Here is an 18,844-nt window from a genome sequence, read left to right on the forward strand (position 1 = left end):
AATAAGAGAAACGGAAGATTGTGGTTATATTTCCGTTTCTCTATTCTGCCCTCGTCAGCAACGGATGCTGTCCAGGGCGAATAATAGCTTTTCCTCATTTCGCCCTGCTCCATCTCTGCGCCGCAAGGGTAATTCCATTAATATCGAATATTAATCAGTCCATATCACAACGTCAGAGTTATAATTACCAGTGTTTTATCTGATTCGCTCAGCAGGCATGCTGGCTAAACCTGCGTCTTCACCCACGGTTTAACGCTTCTGGAACGATTTACGACTCATGGCTCGTCATAATAGAAAGCTCTCTTTCACCACGCCGATCGTCATCGGGTTTGCGGGTATTTTACTCAGCTTCTTGCTCATCGCGGTGTTTGCCACAATGACGCAGAGGAAAGATTTTCTCGAAGATTATCATCATATTAACCGCAATTTTACCCACAATATGGCGACCAACTACACGGAGACGCTGCTGCAGGGCAACGACTTTATCCTCACCCGTGCCGCCACTTTCTTTGCCCGCAATGATGCGCTGAATGAGGCGGTTAACGTCAATCCTGAAAAAGGGTTGATGCAGCTCATGCAGTTGCAAAATATGATGCAGACCGTTTCGTCCATCTCGCTGGCGGATACCAATGGGCACTATCTGCGCGCGCCCGAGGTTCTGAAAACCGAAGACAGCCAGTCCTTCGATGCCAAAACAAGGCCGTGGTTTATTAAGCAAGCGGAAGCCAGTACCTTTAGTCTGTATACCAGCCCGTACAACGACTACTTCACACATCATCCGACCATTACCCTCTATAAACCCATTATTTCCCCGGAAGGGCGACTGAAGGGCAGCCTCGCTTTTCATCTCGATCTCACTTCAATGGGCTATGCGTTACGGCAAATGGTCGCTCCGGTCCAGGGGGAGTTTTTTGTGGTGCAACGCGATGGTAAAGTCGTTCTCCATCCCGATCCTGGCGCTTTGTTTAAACCTTACGTCAGTGAAGCCTTGATGGACAGAATGACCAGCGGCGAAGGCCAGCTTTACGATACCGATACGGACACCTGGTACTATTATTACTCCTTTACCAACCCCGACTGGTTTGTTATTTATCGGGTCGATAACGCGACGCTGGTCAACTTAACGCGCCATGAAACCGATATCGTCGCCTGGAGCTTTGCCCTGGCCGCGATCGTCATTGTGCTGTTTGGCCTGTATTTACGCCATGCTTCTCGTACGGTGTTGATGAACATCATCAATGCGATTAAAACCGGGGATGTTCAGCGTGCCCCGCGGTTGGAAGCGATGCTCAGCAAAGCCATCGAGAGCAATAAGCAGCGCGAGTTAACCTACGTTCGCCAGGCGACCATCGACGCGCTAACCGGCTGCAAGAACCGACGCGCCTTCGACAGCGATATCGCCGCGCTGATGAACGATCATCATCCCTTCTCTCTTGCGCTGGTTGATATTGATAACTTCAAAACGATAAACGACACCTGGGGCCACCTCAACGGCGATATTGTGCTGCGCAACGTCGCCCGGGAAGGACTGCAAATCCTTCAGCCCCTGCAAATTTCACTTTACCGCTACGGCGGCGAAGAGTTTGCGGTGATATTTTCCGGCGGACATATCGATAACGCTCTGATGTTGCTGGAAAGCTGGCGAGCCAGCGTTGCGCAGCGCTCCTGGCGTGAAGAAGGATTGACGGTCACCTTTAGCGCGGGCCTGGGCGAATGGAATATGGAGCCCCTGGAGCAGCTTGTCGTGCGCGTTGATGAAGCGCTTTATAAAGCCAAGCAGCAGGGCAAGAATCGTATCGTCCGCACCTAAGAGAGCACGCTACTATAGGCCCGGCGGAGCGGGCTTTTATCGTTTTCAACCCTAAATCCGAAACCGGTTTCATTATTTTGTGATGACTTACACACAATCACCGTAAAGCGGTTGTCCCACCCGCCAGCCCGCGATAAAGATGGTACATCAAGGAACATAAGGGCCATCAACTATGAAGAATATCGTTTTATGCTGTGCCGCAGGTATGTCCACCAGCATGCTGGTTCAACGAATGCAGGCCGCTGCGCAACAAAAAGGCGTGGAAGTCTCGATCAAAGCCGTACCGGTTGCCGAATTTAAAGATAATCTTGCGGCTGCCGATATTATCCTGCTCGGTCCTCAGGTGAAATATGAGCAAGCCAAGCTACAGGCTATGGCCGACCCTTTTGGGAAAAAAGTCGCCGTTATCGATATGATGGATTACGGTATGATGAAAGGCGATGCCGTGCTTGATAAAGCCCTGAAGTTGATGGAGTAAGAAATGGAAGATTTAGAAACGATCATCATGGAGCTTCTGGTTAACGCCGGTTCAGCGCGCAGCTCGGCTTTAACCGCTCTGCAGCTGGCGCGTAAAGGCGATTTTGCCGCCGCCGAACAGGCGATGGCGGAATCCCACGAATTCGTCAAGCATGCGCATAAAATCCAGACCCAGCTTATCGGCATGGACGAAGGCAGCGGTAAGCTTCCGGTTAACCTGATCACCGTGCACTCCCAGGATCACCTGATGAACGCGATGGTCATTCAGGATCTGGCAACCGACATGATTGAACTCTATCGCCGAATTCCGCTCGCACAATAACGTCAACAGGCGCCGCTATCGGCGCCTGAATCCTCTTAAAGAAATCCGTACATTGCCGCAAACACCCAGCCAAAGACGCAAGAAACGCTGACGCCAATAAGTCCGGGGAGAATAAAACTATGGTTAATCACAAAGCGGCCGATATGCGTGGTACCTGAGCGATCGAATTGAATCGCCGCCAAATCGCTTGGGTAGGTCGGCAGAATATAATAACCGTAGCAGGCGGGCGCGGAAGCGACGATGTAGGCCGGGTCGACGCCAATCGCCAATGCCACCGGGACGATCGCCGCCAGCGCAGCCGCCTGGGAGTTAACAAACTTCGATACCAGCAGCAAAACGATAGCGTAGGCCCACGGGTACTCCTTCACCATCTCACCGAGCACGCCTTTAATCTCGGTCATGTGCGCGCCGAACATCGTTTCCGCCATCCACGCGATGCCGTATACGGCAACGATAGCGATCATCCCGGAACGAAACACCTCATTTTTGGAGATCGAAGCCGGATTGGTTTTCGTAATAATGATGATGAGCGCCCCGGAGAGCAGCATAAACATCTGGATTACCAGTACCATCGACAGCGGCTTACCGTCGAATGCCGGACGCAGTTCGGAGAAGGCGCCGAGCAGGGCGACAACCGCGATGGAGGCCAGAAAAATCCACATCGCGATCCAGTTACTGGTCGGAAGCTTCTTATCCAGCAAAGTGGCCGTGTCGCCATAAACGTAGTGGCGGTTTTCCGGCACCGCGATAAAGGCCTGGAACTCCGGGTCTTTATCGAGATCTTTGCCGCGAAACCAACTGAAGATACCAATGGCCAAAATCCCCAGCAGCGTAGACGGAATGGTTATTGCCAGCAGATCGAGAAACTCAAGGTGCTTACCGTTAAAGGTAAAATTGCCAAGCATCGCCACCAGCGAGACGACTGCCACGGAAACCGGGCTGGCGATAATCCCCATCTGCGCGCCGATCGAGCTGGCGGCCATAGGTCGCTCCGGACGGATGTTATTTTTGATGGCGACATCATAAATAATCGGCAGGATGGTATATACCACGTGCCCCGTGCCGCAAAGAATCGTCAGCGTACAGGTGACGAACGGCGCGACGATCGAGACATATTTCGGGTTTCGCCGCAGGAGCTTCTCGGCAATCTGCAGCATCACGTCTAACCCACCGGAGGCCTGCAGCGTCGCCGATGCGGCCACGACGGCGATAATCACCAGCATGACATCGACGGGCGGTTTTCCAGGCTTCAGGTGAAAAACAAAGACCAGGATGACTAACCCAATTCCGCCTAAAAGGCCGAGCGCAATGCCGCCCTTTTTCGCGCCATAGAACAGACAAATTAAGATAATGATAAGTTGTATAGCAAATTCCATACATCCCCCAGAAGCTATCCATTAAATAACGACAATACTCTCCGCTTTTTTATTTTTTCACCTCCTCCATCGCCTTTTTGACGGGCGTAACAATCCCCTCGGCTGCGGTAAACCGAAAAGAACAGGGAAAGTAATCACATGATTATTTTAGTTTTTTGACTATATAGCGTTTGCGGCGCTTATTTTTTGATACGTGTAGAATTTTCACCCATTAATGAATGATGAAAATCAGAAAAGAAAATAAATAATTACGGCAGATGCTTACATTTGCTAATTAATTGCAGCAAATATATCAATAAAATGTAATCAAAAAGTAGATGACAGAAATAACGATAATAAACTGACAGGCAATAAAAAAGCCAGTCAGGTTACCTGACTGGCTTTTTGAGCGCTTAGCGAATCAACGATTAATCGTTGTCAGAACCGCCCAGACCGGCGTTCAGCAGTTCTGCCAGGTTGGCAGACGCTTCTTCCACGCTTACCTGCGGCGCTGCAGGCAGCTCGCCCGCTGCGCGACGGCGCATACGATCCTGGTGGTACGCATAACCGGTACCGGCCGGGATCAGACGACCCACGATAACGTTCTCTTTCAGGCCGCGCAGTTCGTCGCGTTTACCCGCAACGGCTGCTTCGGTCAGGACACGCGTGGTCTCCTGGAACGATGCGGCAGAGATGAACGATTCGGTTGCCAGAGACGCTTTGGTGATACCCAGCAGATCGCGGGCGAATGTTGCCCCCACTTTGCCGTTCGCTTCCAGATCGCGGTTTGCAATCTTAACGCGAGAGTATTCAACCTGTTCGCCTTCCAGGAAGTCGGAGCTACCGGCGCTTTCAATGGTCGCTTTACGCAGCATCTGACGAACGATAACTTCGATGTGCTTATCGTTAATCTTAACGCCCTGCAGACGGTATACGTCCTGGACTTCGTTAACAATGTAACGCGTCACAGCATGCACACCACGCAGACGCAGAATGTCGTGCGGCGCTTCCGGACCGTCGGAAACCACGTCACCACGTTCTACACGTTCACCTTCGAACACGTTGAGCTGACGCCACTTAGGTATCATCTCTTCGTACGGATCGCTACCGTCTACCGGGGTGATAACCAGACGACGTTTCCCTTTGGTTTCTTTACCGAAGGAAATGATGCCGCTGATTTCAGCCAGGATTGCCGGCTCTTTCGGACGACGTGCTTCGAACAGGTCGGCAACGCGCGGCAGACCACCGGTGATGTCCTTGGTACCGCCGGATTCCTGCGGTACACGCGCCAGGGTGTCACCAGAGCTGATCTGTACGCCATCTTCCAGCTGAACAATCGCTTTACCCGGCAGGAAGTACTGCGCAGGCATATCGGTGCCAGGGATCAGAACGTCATTGCCCTGAGCATCAACGATTTTCAACGCCGGACGCAGGTCTTTACCGCCAGTGGTACGCTCTGCAGAGTCCAGAACCACCAGAGAAGACAGACCGGTCAGCTCGTCGGTTTGACGAGTAATGGTCTGGCCGTCAATCATGTCAGTGAAGCGGACGAAACCACTCACTTCCGTGATAACCGGCATGGTGTGCGGATCCCAGTTTGCTACGGTTTCACCGCCGGCAACCTGCTCGCCATCACCTTTCGCCATAACGGAGCCGTAAGGCACTTTATAGCTCTCTTTGGTACGACCGAATTCGTCGATCAGCTTCAGCTCGGTATTACGGGAAGTAATAACCAGTTTGCCGCTGGAGTTCACAACCGACTTCGCATTGCTCAGACGGATGCTACCTTTGTTTTTCACCTGAATGCTGGATTCAGCAGCCGCACGAGATGCCGCACCACCGATGTGGAACGTACGCATCGTCAGCTGTGTACCCGGCTCACCGATGGACTGTGCCGCGATAACGCCGATAGCCTCACCTTTGTTGATGATGTGGCCACGCGCCAGGTCACGACCGTAGCAGTGTGCACATACACCAAAGTCGGTGTCGCAGGATACAACGGAACGTACCTTGACGGAGTCAACGGAGTTCTCTTCCAGCAGATCGCACCAGTGCTCGTGCAGCAGCGTATTGCGTGGAACCAGAATGTCCGCCGTACCCGGCTTCAGAACGTCTTCAGCGGTCACACGACCCAGAACGCGATCGCGCAGCGGCTCTTTAACATCGCCACCCTCGATAACCGGGGTCATGGTGATGCCTTCCAGAGTGCCGCAGTCATCTTCAGTCACCACCAGGTCCTGCGCGACGTCAACCAGACGACGAGTCAGGTAACCGGAGTTCGCCGTTTTCAGTGCGGTATCCGCCAGACCTTTACGCGCACCGTGCGTGGAGATGAAGTACTGGAGTACGTTCAGACCTTCACGGAAGTTCGCGGTGATTGGCGTTTCGATGATGGAGCCATCCGGCTTCGCCATCAGACCACGCATACCGGCAAGCTGACGAATCTGAGCAGCAGAACCACGCGCACCGGAGTCGGCCATCATGTAGATGCTGTTGAAGGAGACCTGCTGCTCTTCTTCGCCGTTACGGTTAATAACGGTTTCAGTTTGCAGGTTGTCCATCATCGCTTTGGATACACGATCGTTCGCCGCGGCCCAGATATCGATAACTTTGTTGTAGCGTTCGCCAGCGGTCACCAGACCAGACTGGAACTGCTCCTGAATCTCAGCAACTTCCGCTTCTGCTTCGCTGATGATCTCGTATTTTTTCTCCGGGATGACCATGTCATCGATACCAACGGATGCACCTGAGCGCGCTGCATAAGCAAAGCCGGTGTACATCGTCTGGTCCGCAAAAATAACGGTCGGTTTCAGGCCCAGAATACGGTAGCAGGTGTTCAGCATCTTGGAGATGGCTTTCTTACCCAGCGCCTGGTTGACGATGGAGAAAGGCAGACCTTTCGGTACGATCATCCACAGAATGGCACGACCAACGGTCGTATCTTTCAGGCTGGTTTTCGCAACGAATTCGCCGTTTTCATCTTTTTCGTATTCGGTAATACGCACTTTAACGCGCGCATGCAGAGAGGCCAGGCCAGCGCGGTAAATACGCTCAGCTTCTTTCGGGCCAGTCAGCACCATGCCTTCGCCTTTGGCGTTAACACAGTCACGGGTCATGTAGTACAGACCCAGAACAACGTCCTGAGACGGAACGATGATAGGCTCGCCGTTCGCCGGAGACAGGATGTTGTTAGTAGACATCATCAGCGCACGCGCTTCGAGCTGGGCTTCCAGCGTCAGCGGTACGTGAACAGCCATCTGGTCACCATCGAAGTCGGCGTTGTATGCCGCACAAACCAGCGGGTGCAGCTGGATAGCTTTACCTTCGATCAGCACCGGTTCAAATGCCTGGATACCCAGACGGTGCAGAGTTGGTGCACGGTTCAGCAGTACCGGGTGTTCGCGGATGACTTCGTCCAGGATATCCCAAACGACAGCTTCTTCGCGCTCAACCATTTTCTTAGCGGCTTTGATGGTGGTGGCGAGGCCACGCAGTTCCAGCTTGCCGTAAATAAACGGTTTGAACAGCTCCAGCGCCATTTTCTTCGGCAGACCGCACTGATGCAGACGCAGGTATGGACCTACGGTGATTACAGAACGACCGGAGTAGTCAACGCGCTTACCGAGCAGGTTCTGACGGAAACGACCCTGCTTACCTTTGATCATATCGGCCAAAGATTTAAGAGGACGTTTGTTAGAACCGGTGATCGCACGACCGCGACGACCGTTATCCAGCAGGGCGTCAACCGCTTCCTGCAGCATACGTTTTTCGTTGCGTACGATGATGTCCGGCGCGGCCAGATCCAGCAGACGTTTCAGACGGTTGTTACGGTTAATGACGCGACGATACAGATCGTTCAGGTCAGAAGTCGCAAAACGACCGCCATCCAGCGGAACCAGCGGACGCAGATCTGGCGGCAGTACCGGCAGAACTGTCAGGATCATCCACTCCGGCTTGTTGCCAGACTGGACGAACGCTTCCAGCAGCTTGATACGCTTGGTCAGCTTCTTACGCTTGGTTTCGGAGTTGGTTTCGTTCAGCTCTTCGCGCAGAGTTTCACACTCTTGCTCCAGATCCATGCTCTTCAGCAGGGCCTGAATTGCTTCCGCACCCATCTTCGCGTCGAATTCGTCACCGAACTCTTCCAGCGCATCCAGATACTGCTCTTCAGTCAGGATCTGCTGGCGTTCCAGGTTGGTCATACCGCCTTCGATAACCACATAGGATTCGAAGTACAGCACGCGTTCGATATCGCGCAGCGGCATATCGAGCAGCAGGCCGATACGGGACGGCAGAGACTTCAGGAACCAAATGTGGGCGGTCGGAGACGCCAGCTCGATGTGGCCCATACGCTCACGGCGCACTTTAGTCTGGGTCACTTCAACGCCGCACTTCTCACAGATCACACCGCGGTGTTTCAGGCGCTTGTACTTACCGCACAGGCACTCGTAATCTTTTACTGGCCCGAAAATACGCGCACAGAAAAGGCCGTCACGTTCAGGTTTGAACGTACGGTAGTTAATGGTTTCCGGCTTTTTAACTTCACCAAAAGACCATGAACGGATCATGTCTGGCGATGCCAGAGCAATTTTGATCGCATCAAACTCTTCGGTTTTAGTTTGCGCTTTCAGAAACTTTAATAAGTCTTTCACGGATTTGCTCCCGTCGGAGTTAGCACAATCTGGCGCCGGGTCTTACCCCGGCACCAGTGACCTGTTTGAGCGAGAGTTACTCGTCTTCCAGTTCGATGTTGATGCCCAGCGAGCGAATCTCTTTCAACAGAACGTTGAAGGATTCCGGCATGCCCGGTTCCATCTGATGGTTGCCGTCTACGATGTTTTTATACATCTTAGTACGGCCGTTCACGTCATCAGACTTAACGGTGAGCATTTCCTGCAGGGTGTATGCTGCGCCATATGCTTCCAGCGCCCACACTTCCATCTCCCCGAAGCGCTGACCACCGAACTGCGCCTTACCACCCAGCGGCTGCTGAGTAACCAGGCTGTAAGAACCGGTAGAACGCGCATGCATTTTGTCATCAACCAGGTGGTTCAGTTTCAGCATGTACATGTAGCCAACGGTAACCTGGCGCTCGAATTGCTCACCGGTACGACCGTCGAACAGGGTGATCTGGCCGGAAGTCGGCAGGCCACCAAGCTGTAACAGTTCCTTGATTTCAGACTCTTTCGCACCGTCGAAGACCGGCGTTGCGATCGGCATACCTTTTTTCAGGTTTTCAGCGAGACGCATAACTTCTTCGTCAGTGAAGGTATTCAGATCTACCTTCTGACGAACGTCGGTACCCAGATCGTAGGCACGCTGGATGAACTCGCGCAGTTTGGCGACTTCCTGCTGCTGTTTCAGCATGGCGTTGATTTTCTCGCCAATGCCTTTCGCAGCCATACCCAGGTGAGTTTCCAGGATCTGACCGATGTTCATACGAGACGGTACGCCCAGCGGGTTCAGTACGATGTCTACCGGCGTGCCGTTTTCATCGTAAGGCATATCTTCGATCGGGTTGATCTTAGAGATAACACCCTTGTTACCGTGACGACCTGCCATTTTGTCACCAGGCTGAATCTGACGTTTAACGGCCAGATACACTTTAACAATCTTCAGCACGCCCGGTGCCAGATCGTCGCCCTGAGTGATTTTGCGGCGTTTCGCTTCGAGTTTTTTCTCGAACTCGTGTTTCAGTTCGTCGTACTGCTCAGCCAGCTGTTCCAGCTGATTCTGTTTCTCTTCGTCGGTCAGGCCCAGTTCCAGCCAGCGATCGCGCGGCAGCTTGTCGAGCTTCTCAGCTTCGATACCGCCGGAAACCAGCACCGCGTAGATACGACCAAACAGGCCAGCTTCGAGGATCTGCAGTTCTTCAGACAGGTCTTTTTTAGCCTGTTTGAGCTGCATCTCTTCGATTTCCAGCGCACGCTTGTCTTTTTCTACGCCGTCACGGGTAAAGACCTGAACGTCGATAATGGTACCGGAGACACCGTTAGGCACGCGCAGGGAAGAGTCTTTAACGTCAGACGCTTTCTCACCGAAGATCGCACGCAGCAGTTTCTCTTCCGGCGTCAGCTGGGTTTCACCCTTCGGCGTCACCTTACCAACCAGAATATCGCCGCCGGTTACTTCCGCGCCGATATAAACGATACCGGATTCATCCAGTTTGGAGAGCGCAGCTTCACCCACGTTCGGGATGTCGGCAGTGATCTCTTCCGGCCCCAGCTTGGTGTCACGAGACACGCACGCCAGTTCCTGAATGTGGATGGTGGTAAAACGGTCTTCCTGGACAACACGCTCGGAAACGAGGATGGAGTCTTCGAAGTTGTAACCGTTCCACGGCATGAACGCTACGCGCATGTTCTGACCGAGTGCCAGCTCACCGAGGTCGGTGGACGGGCCGTCAGCCAGCACGTCGCCGCGCTCAATTGGCTCACCCAGAGACACGCACGGCATCTGGTTGATGCAGGTGTTCTGGTTAGAACGGGTGTACTTGGTCAGGTTATAGATGTCGATACCTGCTTCGCCCGGGTACATCTCGTCTTCGTTAACTTTGATAACGATACGGGATGCATCCACGTACTGAACGGTACCGCCACGCTTAGCAACCGCAGTTACACCGGAGTCAACGGCAACAGCACGTTCCATACCGGTACCAACCAGCGGCTTATCAGCGCGCAGAGTTGGAACGGCCTGACGTTGCATGTTCGCACCCATCAATGCACGGTTGGCGTCATCGTGTTCCAGGAACGGGATCAGGGACGCACCGACAGAAACCACCTGCTGGGTGGAAACGTCCATGTAGTCAACCTGATCGCGGCTGAACAAGCTGGATTCGCCTTTACTACGGCAGGTAACCAGATCTTCTACAAAGTGGCCTTCGTCATCGAGGTTGGAGTTCGCCTGAGCGATAACGTAGTTGCCTTCTTCGATAGCAGACAGGTAATGAATTTCGTCGGTTACAACACCGTCAGTCACTTTACGATACGGCGTCTCAAGGAAGCCATATTCGTTAGTCTGTGCGTACACGGACAGGGAGTTGATCAGACCGATGTTCGGACCTTCAGGGGTTTCGATTGGACATACGCGACCATAGTGAGTCGGGTGTACGTCTCGAACTTCAAAGCCTGCGCGTTCACGGGTCAGACCGCCTGGGCCGAGTGCGGAGATACGGCGTTTGTGCGTAATCTCAGACAGCGGGTTGTTCTGGTCCATAAACTGAGACAGCTGGCTGGAACCAAAGAACTCTTTCACTGCCGCAGAAATCGGCTTGGCGTTGATCATATCCTGAGGCATCAGGGTATCCAGATCGCCCAGAGACAGACGCTCTTTCACCGCACGCTCTACACGTACCAGGCCAACGCGGAACTGGTTTTCCGCCATTTCACCCACGGAACGAATACGACGGTTTCCGAGGTGGTCGATATCATCGACTTCGCCTTTACCGTTACGGATATCGATGAGCTTCTTCATCACTTCGATGATGTCTTCTTTGCTCAGGATACCGGAACCTTCGATTTCGTCGCGCAGCAGAGAACGGTTGAACTTCATACGACCTACCGCGGACAGATCGTAGCGGTCTTCAGAGAAGAACAGGTTCTCGAACAGGCTTTCAGCCGCTTCGCGAGTCGGCGGCTCACCAGGACGCATCATGCGGTAGATTTCTACCAGCGCGCTCAGACGATCGTTGGTCGGGTCGACACGTACAGTCTCGGACATGTACGGACCGTGATCCAGATCGTTGGTGAACAACGTTTCGATACGCTTATGGCCAGACTGGCTCAGCTTGGCCAGCAGATCCAGGCTCAGCTCCATGTTCGCCGGGCAGATCAGCTCGCCAGTAGATTCGTCGATATAGTCTTTAGAGGCAACCTTGCCCGCAATGTACTCAACCGGAACTTCGATATGTTTGATATCGTCTTTTTCCAGCTGGCGAATGTGACGTGCGGTGATGCGACGCCCTTTCTCAACGTACACTTTACCGTTAGCTTCGATGTCGAAGGAGGCGGTTTCGCCGCGCAGACGCTCCGGAACCAGCTCCATCTGCAGCTTATTATCGCGAATTTCAAAAACCACTTTCTCGAAGAACAGGTCAAGGATCTGCTCAGTGGTGTAATTCAGCGCGCGCAGGATGATGGTAGCCGGCAGCTTACGACGACGGTCAATACGGACAAACAGGTTGTCTTTCGGGTCGAACTCGAAGTCCAGCCAGGAGCCGCGGTAAGGAATGATACGTGCGTTATACAGGACCTTACCGGAAGAGTGGGTCTTACCTTTGTCACTGTCAAAGAAGACGCCCGGGCTACGGTGCAGCTGAGAAACGATAACGCGCTCGGTACCGTTAATAACGAAGGTACCGTTGTCGGTCATGAGCGGAATTTCGCCCATGTAGACTTCTTGTTCTTTAATGTCTTTAACGGTGCCTTCCGGCGCTTCGCGCTCGTAGATCACCAGACGCAGTTTGACGCGCAGCGGTGCCGAGTAGGTCACGCCACGGATCTGACATTCTTTAACGTCAAAAACCGGTTCGCCCAGACGGTAGCTGACGTACTGCAGCTCGGAGTTACCGCTGTAGCTTTTAATCGGGAATACGGAACGGAAAGCTGCTTCCAGACCATACTGCCCTTCAGGATCTTGCTCGATGAACTTCTGAAACGAGTCAAGCTGGATAGAAAGGAGATAAGGTATGTCCAGAACCTGCGGACGTTTACCAAAATCCTTACGAATACGTTTTTTCTCGGTATAGGAGTAAACCATAGGGTTCCTCAGCTCGCTGACAAGTCGACCCATCTGCCCACATAAGGCAGTTTTTTATGCAACACTATTTTGTTGACCGGAAAATGGAACACTTTCCGCAATACCTGTTTCTATCACGCTTAAACCATTTCATTGCGATTTACACAGCTCAGGAGCCCTAACCTGTCGCAGTATATTAAGTCGTCTATAGAAACAAGCATTGTCAGGACAACCAGCAGTCAAACAGTGTGAAATTCTACTGGCGCCTTACAGCGCAAAAAGGCTGGTGACTAAAAAGTCACCAGCCATCAGCCTGATTTTTCAGGCTGCAACCGGAAAGGTTGGCTTATTTAACTTCAACTTCAGCGCCAGCTTCTTCCAGAGATTTTTTCAGTGCTTCAGCGTCATCTTTGCTCACGCCTTCTTTCAGAGCGGCCGGAGCAGATTCTACCAGGTCTTTAGCTTCTTTCAGACCCAGACCAGTTGCGCCACGTACTGCTTTGATAACGGCAACTTTGTTAGCGCCGATACCTTTCAGAATTACGTCGAATTCAGTTTTTTCTTCAGCAGCTTCAACCGGGCCAGCAGCTACAGCTACAGCAGCAGCAGCGGAAACACCGAATTTTTCTTCCATTGCAGAGATCAGCTCAACAACGTCCATTACGGACATAGCGGATACTGCTTCAATGATTTGATCTTTAGTGATAGACATTTAAATTGTTCCTGAATATCAGAATAAGTTTATACGTAAGCGAATGCTTTACAAAGACAACTGCGATTAAGCAGCTTCTTTCGCATCGCGTACAGCAGCCAGAGTGCGAACCAGTTTGCCAGCCGAAGCTTCTTTCATGGTTGCCATCAGGCGTGCAATTGCTTCTTCGTAGGTCGGCAGAGTTGCCAGGCGGTCGATTTGCGACGCCGGGATCAGCTCACCTTCAAAGGCTGCGGCTTTGACCTCAAATTTTGCATTCGCTTTCGCGAACTCTTTAAACAGACGAGCGGCAGCGCCCGGGTGTTCCATAGAGTATGCAATCAGGGTCGGACCAACAAACGTGTCTTTCAGGCACTCGAAAGGAGTACCTTCAACGACGCGGCGCAGCAGGGTGTTACGAACAACACGCATGTATACGCCAGCTTCACGACCTGCTTTACGCAGTTCAGTCATTTTGTCTACAGTCACGCCACGGGAATCCGCAACTACTGCAGACAGCGCGCCTTTGGCTACTTCGCTGACTTCAGCAACAATCGCTTGTTTGTCTTGAAGATTTAAAGCCATTAGCTTTGCTCCTGGATGTTTGCCAGAGCTCATGCTCCGGAACTCACTTCACTCGACTCAAAGAGAAGAGCGTCTTAATACGGTGAGCAGAAACAAGCCAGAGTATCCAAAAATAATCTTAGCGTTCTGTCACCGTCTACGCAGGGCATTAAGTCTCTTACGAGACACCTGCGGTCTTCGACGGAGGCCTGGATAGGCCAGGCTCCAACGAACAAATCTTGTCTATCCGTCGCTATTCAATCTGTGGCGGCGTTGACTGCCTTCGTTCACACCGGTCACATAGTTAACTATGCTCCAGGCGATTCACTCAGTTGTCGCCTTGCCACAGCCTGAATATGTCGGCTATACGTCTGCTATAAGCAGAATACGTGGGGGTAAGATTGTAGACAAATTCACCGCCCACGTAAAGCTAATCTTAGTTCGCAGAAGCGCTCAGACCAGCCTGATCAACGGCAACGCCAGCACCCATGGTGGTGGAGATGCTGATTTTCTTGATGTACACACCTTTAGCCTGAGTCGGTTTCGCTTTTTTCAGCGCAACCAGCAGAGCTTCCAGGTTTTCTTTCAGTTTATCAGCGTCAAAATCCACTTTACCGATGGTGGTGTGAATGATGCCGTTTTTGTCGTTACGGTAACGAACCTGACCTGCTTTAGCGTTCTTAACCGCTTCAGCAACGTTCGGCGTTACAGTACCAACTTTCGGGTTTGGCATCAGGCCGCGCGGACCCAGAACCTGGCCCAGCTGGCCAACAACGCGCATTGCATCCGGGGAAGCAATAACAACGTCAAAGTTCATTTCGCCTTTTTTGATCTGGTCAGCCAGATCTTCCATACCTACCAGCTCTGCGCCAGCAGCTTTAGCTGCTTCAGCGTTCGGGCCCTGGGCAAATACGGCTACGCGAACTGAACGGCCAGTACCGTGCGGCAGTACGGTCGCGCCACGGACGTTCTGGTCAGATTTACGAGCGTCGATGCCGAGGTTAACGGCAACATCAACGCTTTCAACGAACTTAGCAGTAGCCAGTTCTTTCAGCAGAGAGATGGCTTCGTTGATGTCGTACTGCTTGGTCGCATCAACTTTGTCACGAATCACGGACATGCGCTTGGTCAGTTTAGCCATTTCTTAGTCCTCCACTACCAGGCCCATGGAACGTGCAGTACCTTCAATGGAGCGAGTCATCGCTTCAATGTCGGAACCAGTCATGTCGGCAGCTTTGGTCTGCGCGATTTCCTGCAGCTGAGCGCGGGAAATTTTACCTACTTTGTCTTTGTTCGGTTTACCGGAACCAGACTTGATACCAGCCGCTTTTTTCAGCAGAACTGCTGCCGGCGGAGTTTTGGTAACGAAGGTGAAAGAACGGTCAGCGTAAACGGTGATAACAACCGGGATTGGCAGACCTTTTTCCAGGGATTCAGTTTTTGCGTTGAACGCTTTGCAGAATTCCATGATGTTCACACCCTGCTGACCCAGTGCTGGACCAACCGGCGGACTCGGGTTTGCCATACCAGCTGCAACCTGCAGCTTGACATAGGCTTGTACTTTCTTAGCCATGTAAATTTCCTCGTTTGGGTGTAGCGCCTGAAAAGGCTCCCCGTGATAAATATCGCTTTATGGGAATCAGACCCATAAAAACAAAAGGCGCGAAATTGTATGCCAATTTCGCGCCTCATGCAACGATTAAATCGTTGCTTTTTTGATCGGCTGTTAGGCTTTTTCTACCTGAGCAAAGTCCAGCTCAACCGGCGTCGCACGACCGAAGATAGAAACGGACACTTTCAGACGAGACTTCTCGTAGTCCACTTCTTCAACAACGCCGTTAAAGTCGGCAAACGGACCGTCGCTAACGCGAACCATTTCACCCGGCTCAAACAGCGTCTTCGGCCGCGGCTTATCGCCAACCTGCTGCAGGCGGTTCATGATCGCGTCGACTTCTTTGTCGCTGATCGGTGCCGGACGGTCAGACGTACCGCCGATGAAACCCATTACACGCGGTACGCTGCGCACCAGGTGCCAGCTCGCGTCATTCATCACCATCTGGACCAGCACGTAGCCCGGGAAGAATTTGCGTTCGCTTTTACGACGCTGGCCGCCACGGATTTCGACCACTTCTTCGGTCGGCACCATGACTTCGCCAAACAGCTCTTCCATGTTATGTAATTTGATGTGCTCACGTAGCGAAGTCGCTACGCGGCCTTCAAAACCGGAAAACGCCTGAACGACGTACCAACGCTTTTTAGGTGCTTCAGACATCTCAGAACCTCAGGCCAGTGATAAAGGATACCAGGCGAACCAGAATACCATCCAGTCCCCACAGGATCAGTGACATTACGGCAGTCACTGCGGCAACAATCAGCGTGGTATGCAACGTTTCCTGCCGAGTCGGCCAGATCACCTTGCGGACTTCGGTTCTCGCTTCACGAGCGAAGGCGACTGTCGCCTTACCTTTTGTCGTTAACAGCGCGACACCGCCCGCTGCAGCGATCAGAATCACTACAGCCAGCGCACGCACTGCCAGCATAATGTCACGATAAAGGAAGTTGCCGACGATGGCCACAACCAGCAGCACGACTACGATTGTCCACTTCATCGCTTCGAGGCCGCGCCCGCTCCCTTGAGCTTCGGTATTCGCACTCATAAACCAACCTGTCACAAGAATTCAGACAAATAACTTCACCCCGCATGAAATGCGAGGCGACCAAACCGAAATGCTCTGCTGCGTTTCGGACTTAACGCCCTCTTCAGAGCCTGTCTCAGCAATGATTATGACCCAAAAAATCACTGATGAGCCAGGTTCTGGTGTGAAAGCGTGCAAAAAGGGCATCAAATGATGCCCTTTTATTGCGCATTGCGTCAAATGTTATCAGCAATTAGCCGAGAACTTTAGCAACCACGCCTGCGCCAACGGTACGGCCACCTTCACGGATTGCGAAACGCAGACCGTCGTCCATCGCGATCGGGTGGATCAGGGTAACAACCATTTTGATGTTGTCGCCCGGCATTACCATCTCTACGCCTTCCGGCAGTTCGATGGTGCCAGTCACGTCAGTTGTACGGAAGTAGAACTGCGGACGGTAGCCTTTGAAGAACGGAGTATGACGGCCGCCTTCGTCTTTGGACAGAATGTACACTTCAGATTCGAACTTGGTGTGCGGCTTGATGGAACCCGGCTTAGCCAGTACCTGACCACGTTCGATTTCTTCACGTTTGATACCACGCAGCAGAACACCAACGTTCTCACCAGCACGGCCTTCGTCCAGCAGTTTGCGGAACATTTCAACGCCAGTACAGGTAGACTTCGCAGTCTCTTTGATACCCACGATTTCAACTTCTTCGCCAACTTTGATGATACCGCGCTCTACACGACCGGTAACAACGGTACCACGACCGGAGATGGAGAATACGTCTTCGATCGGCAGCAGGAACGGCTTGTCAATCGCACGCTCTGGTTCCGGGATGTAAGAATCCAGGTAGCCAGCCAGTTCGATGATTTTCGCTTCCCAGTCTGCGTCGCCTTCCAGCGCTTTCAGAGCGGAACCGCGAACGATCGGAGTGTCGTCGCCCGGGAAATCGTACTGAGACAGAAGTTCACGAACTTCCATTTCAACCAGTTCCAGCAGCTCTTCGTCATCAACCATGTCGCATTTGTTCAGGAACACGATGATGTACGGAACGCCTACCTGACGACCCAGCAGGATGTGCTCACGAGTCTGCGGCATCGGGCCGTCAGTCGCAGCAACAACCAGGATCGCGCCGTCCATCTGCGCAGCACCGGTGATCATGTTTTTAACATAGTCGGCGTGGCCCGGGCAGTCTACGTGCGCGTAGTGGCGAGTCGGGGTGTCATATTCAACGTGAGAAGTGTTGATGGTGATACCACGAGCTTTTTCTTCCGGCGCGTTATCGATCTGATCGAATGCGCGAGCAGAACCACCGTAGGTTTTAGCCAGAACGGTAGTGATTGCAGCGGTCAGCGTTGTTTTACCATGGTCAACGTGGCCGATAGTACCGACGTTAACGTGCGGTTTTGTACGTTCAAACTTTTCTTTAGACATCGATTGTCCCTCTAAGACACGGATAAATCGGTGATATCACCACATCAACCGGGCAACATGCCCGACTTGTTGAATGCAATAAACCAGAGAGAAACAGGGGAGGAGAGATAAAGAAGTGGTGCTGATACCCAGAGTCGAACTGGGGACCTCACCCTTACCAAGGGTGCGCTCTACCAACTGAGCCATATCAGCACGTTTGGAGCGGGCAGCGGGAATCGAACCCGCATCATCAGCTTGGAAGGCTGAGGTAATAGCCATTATACGATGCCCGCATCCTGAAACTCGGCTACCCAGTTCTTTCTATAACAAAAAAAAGAGAAGCGTCTCTTTTTCTGTTTGAGCTGACCAGTTTAACCAATCAACTCTGGCTCCGCAAAGCGTTGCCGAAAGATGGTGGTGGGGGAAGGATTCGAACCTTCGAAGTCGATGACGGCAGATTTACAGTCTGCTCCCTTTGGCCGCTCGGGAACCCCACCAGGCACTTGATGGTGCCGACTACCGGAATCGAACTGGTGACCTACTGATTACAAGTCAGTTGCTCTACCTACTGAGCTAAGTCGGCATCAAGTAGCGCGCATTCTAGGGAGACCTGCGAGTTCATGCAACTAAAAAATTGCAGAAAATGTTCTATTGCTCACATTTTGTGCTCAAACGAGAAAAAACGGTGTAATTTCAAACAGCGCAGAACAAAAATACGCCAACTATCTTCACAGATACGGTTACGAGGAAGGCAAAAGGCATATTCAAACCGCGCAAGTAATATCGATACCTCGCAACCTCTCCCTTAAGATGTCGCGAAAACTCGCTGGCCTCTA

Annotated in this window: 13 protein-coding genes and 4 tRNA genes; 3 read left to right on the top strand and 14 right to left on the bottom strand. The window is 52.4% G+C overall.

Annotated elements, in window-relative coordinates; genetic code table 11:
- Nucleotides 1-277: 277 nt before the first annotated feature.
- The 3 genes from K7H21_RS26520 (at nt 278) to K7H21_RS26530 (ending at nt 2,609) form a co-directional block, all read left to right on the top strand.
- Nucleotides 278-1,810 carry a sensor domain-containing diguanylate cyclase gene (locus tag K7H21_RS26520; RefSeq protein WP_004127586.1) on the top strand — a complete coding sequence of 511 codons (1,533 nt, stop codon included), beginning with the start codon at nt 278-280 and terminating at the stop codon, nt 1,808-1,810.
- Between the two features lie 217 nt (nt 1,811-2,027).
- Entirely contained in the window at nt 2,028-2,288 is a 261-nt protein-coding gene (locus K7H21_RS26525; protein ID WP_009652762.1) for a PTS sugar transporter subunit IIB, read from the top strand.
- 3 nt (nt 2,289-2,291) lie between these two features.
- A complete protein-coding gene (locus K7H21_RS26530; protein WP_004097651.1) occupies nt 2,292-2,609 on the top strand; it encodes a PTS lactose/cellobiose transporter subunit IIA in 318 nt (105 codons plus the stop codon).
- Nucleotides 2,610-2,644: 35 nt separating this feature from the next.
- On the opposite strand, the gene dcuB is transcribed toward K7H21_RS26530, so the two are convergent.
- The 14 genes from dcuB to K7H21_RS26600 all read right to left on the bottom strand — a co-directional run bounded on the left by dcuB (nt 2,645) and on the right by K7H21_RS26600 (nt 18,591).
- Nucleotides 2,645-3,985 carry an anaerobic C4-dicarboxylate transporter DcuB gene (dcuB, locus tag K7H21_RS26535; protein WP_004127583.1) on the bottom strand — a complete coding sequence of 447 codons (1,341 nt, stop codon included), beginning with the start codon at nt 3,983-3,985 and terminating at the stop codon, nt 2,645-2,647.
- A gap of 407 nt (nt 3,986-4,392) precedes the next feature.
- Nucleotides 4,393-8,616: a DNA-directed RNA polymerase subunit beta' gene (rpoC, locus tag K7H21_RS26540; RefSeq protein WP_004127580.1), complete on the bottom strand. Its 4,224-nt coding sequence runs from the start codon at nt 8,614-8,616 to the stop codon at nt 4,393-4,395.
- 76 nt (nt 8,617-8,692) lie between these two features.
- On the bottom strand, nt 8,693-12,721 hold the full coding sequence (gene rpoB / locus K7H21_RS26545) for a DNA-directed RNA polymerase subunit beta (protein WP_004127579.1): 4,029 nt from the start codon (nt 12,719-12,721) through the stop codon (nt 8,693-8,695).
- 325 nt (nt 12,722-13,046) lie between these two features.
- Nucleotides 13,047-13,412 (bottom strand): 50S ribosomal protein L7/L12, encoded by a 366-nt coding sequence (gene rplL / locus K7H21_RS26550; RefSeq protein WP_004097645.1) that lies wholly within the window; start codon nt 13,410-13,412, stop codon nt 13,047-13,049.
- A 66-nt stretch (nt 13,413-13,478) separates the two neighbouring features.
- On the bottom strand, nt 13,479-13,976 hold the full coding sequence (gene rplJ, locus K7H21_RS26555) for a 50S ribosomal protein L10 (protein WP_004097644.1): 498 nt from the start codon (nt 13,974-13,976) through the stop codon (nt 13,479-13,481).
- Between the two features lie 415 nt (nt 13,977-14,391).
- A complete protein-coding gene (gene rplA, locus K7H21_RS26560) occupies nt 14,392-15,096 on the bottom strand; it encodes a 50S ribosomal protein L1 (RefSeq protein WP_004097642.1) in 705 nt (234 codons plus the stop codon).
- 3 nt (nt 15,097-15,099) lie between these two features.
- Nucleotides 15,100-15,528, bottom strand: coding sequence for a 50S ribosomal protein L11 (rplK, locus tag K7H21_RS26565; protein WP_004097640.1), 429 nt, complete (start codon nt 15,526-15,528; stop codon nt 15,100-15,102).
- Between the two features lie 153 nt (nt 15,529-15,681).
- Nucleotides 15,682-16,227 (bottom strand): transcription termination/antitermination protein NusG, encoded by a 546-nt coding sequence (gene nusG, locus K7H21_RS26570; RefSeq protein WP_002438628.1) that lies wholly within the window; start codon nt 16,225-16,227, stop codon nt 15,682-15,684.
- A 1-nt stretch (nt 16,228) separates the two neighbouring features.
- The gene (gene secE / locus K7H21_RS26575) at nt 16,229-16,612 is read right to left on the bottom strand and encodes a preprotein translocase subunit SecE (protein WP_004097638.1); all 384 of its coding nucleotides are present in this window, start codon (nt 16,610-16,612) and stop codon (nt 16,229-16,231) included.
- Between the two features lie 232 nt (nt 16,613-16,844).
- Entirely contained in the window at nt 16,845-18,029 is a 1,185-nt protein-coding gene (gene tuf / locus K7H21_RS26580) for an elongation factor Tu (RefSeq protein WP_004097636.1), read from the bottom strand.
- Nucleotides 18,030-18,145: 116 nt separating this feature from the next.
- Nucleotides 18,146-18,221: transfer RNA gene (locus tag K7H21_RS26585), tRNA-Thr, on the bottom strand.
- Between the two features lie 5 nt (nt 18,222-18,226).
- Nucleotides 18,227-18,301, bottom strand: a tRNA-Gly gene (locus tag K7H21_RS26590).
- 119 nt (nt 18,302-18,420) lie between these two features.
- A tRNA-Tyr gene (locus K7H21_RS26595) sits at nt 18,421-18,505 on the bottom strand.
- 10 nt (nt 18,506-18,515) lie between these two features.
- Nucleotides 18,516-18,591 (bottom strand) — tRNA-Thr (locus K7H21_RS26600).
- Nucleotides 18,592-18,844 lie beyond the last annotated feature (253 nt).

The sequence above is a fragment of the Klebsiella sp. CTHL.F3a genome, from assembly GCF_019890895.1.
Taxonomy (GTDB): domain Bacteria; phylum Pseudomonadota; class Gammaproteobacteria; order Enterobacterales; family Enterobacteriaceae; genus Klebsiella; species Klebsiella grimontii.

Excerpts from the sequence above, each read along its gene's own strand:
- tuf (WP_004097636.1), bottom strand. The coding sequence starts at position 18,029 with ATGTCTAAAGAAAAGTTTGAACGTACAAAACCGCACGTTAACGTCGGT.
- rplJ (WP_004097644.1), bottom strand. The coding sequence starts at position 13,976 with ATGGCTTTAAATCTTCAAGACAAACAAGCGATTGTTGCTGAAGTCAGC.
- K7H21_RS26520 (WP_004127586.1), top strand. The coding sequence starts at position 278 with ATGGCTCGTCATAATAGAAAGCTCTCTTTCACCACGCCGATCGTCATC.
- nusG (WP_002438628.1), bottom strand. The coding sequence starts at position 16,227 with ATGTCTGAAGCACCTAAAAAGCGTTGGTACGTCGTTCAGGCGTTTTCC.
- rplA (WP_004097642.1), bottom strand. The coding sequence starts at position 15,096 with ATGGCTAAACTGACCAAGCGCATGTCCGTGATTCGTGACAAAGTTGAT.
- secE (WP_004097638.1), bottom strand. The coding sequence starts at position 16,612 with ATGAGTGCGAATACCGAAGCTCAAGGGAGCGGGCGCGGCCTCGAAGCG.
- rplK (WP_004097640.1), bottom strand. The coding sequence starts at position 15,528 with ATGGCTAAGAAAGTACAAGCCTATGTCAAGCTGCAGGTTGCAGCTGGT.
- rpoB (WP_004127579.1), bottom strand. The coding sequence starts at position 12,721 with ATGGTTTACTCCTATACCGAGAAAAAACGTATTCGTAAGGATTTTGGT.
- rplL (WP_004097645.1), bottom strand. The coding sequence starts at position 13,412 with ATGTCTATCACTAAAGATCAAATCATTGAAGCAGTATCCGCTATGTCC.
- K7H21_RS26530 (WP_004097651.1), top strand. The coding sequence starts at position 2,292 with ATGGAAGATTTAGAAACGATCATCATGGAGCTTCTGGTTAACGCCGGT.
- K7H21_RS26525 (WP_009652762.1), top strand. The coding sequence starts at position 2,028 with ATGCTGGTTCAACGAATGCAGGCCGCTGCGCAACAAAAAGGCGTGGAA.
- dcuB (WP_004127583.1), bottom strand. The coding sequence starts at position 3,985 with ATGGAATTTGCTATACAACTTATCATTATCTTAATTTGTCTGTTCTAT.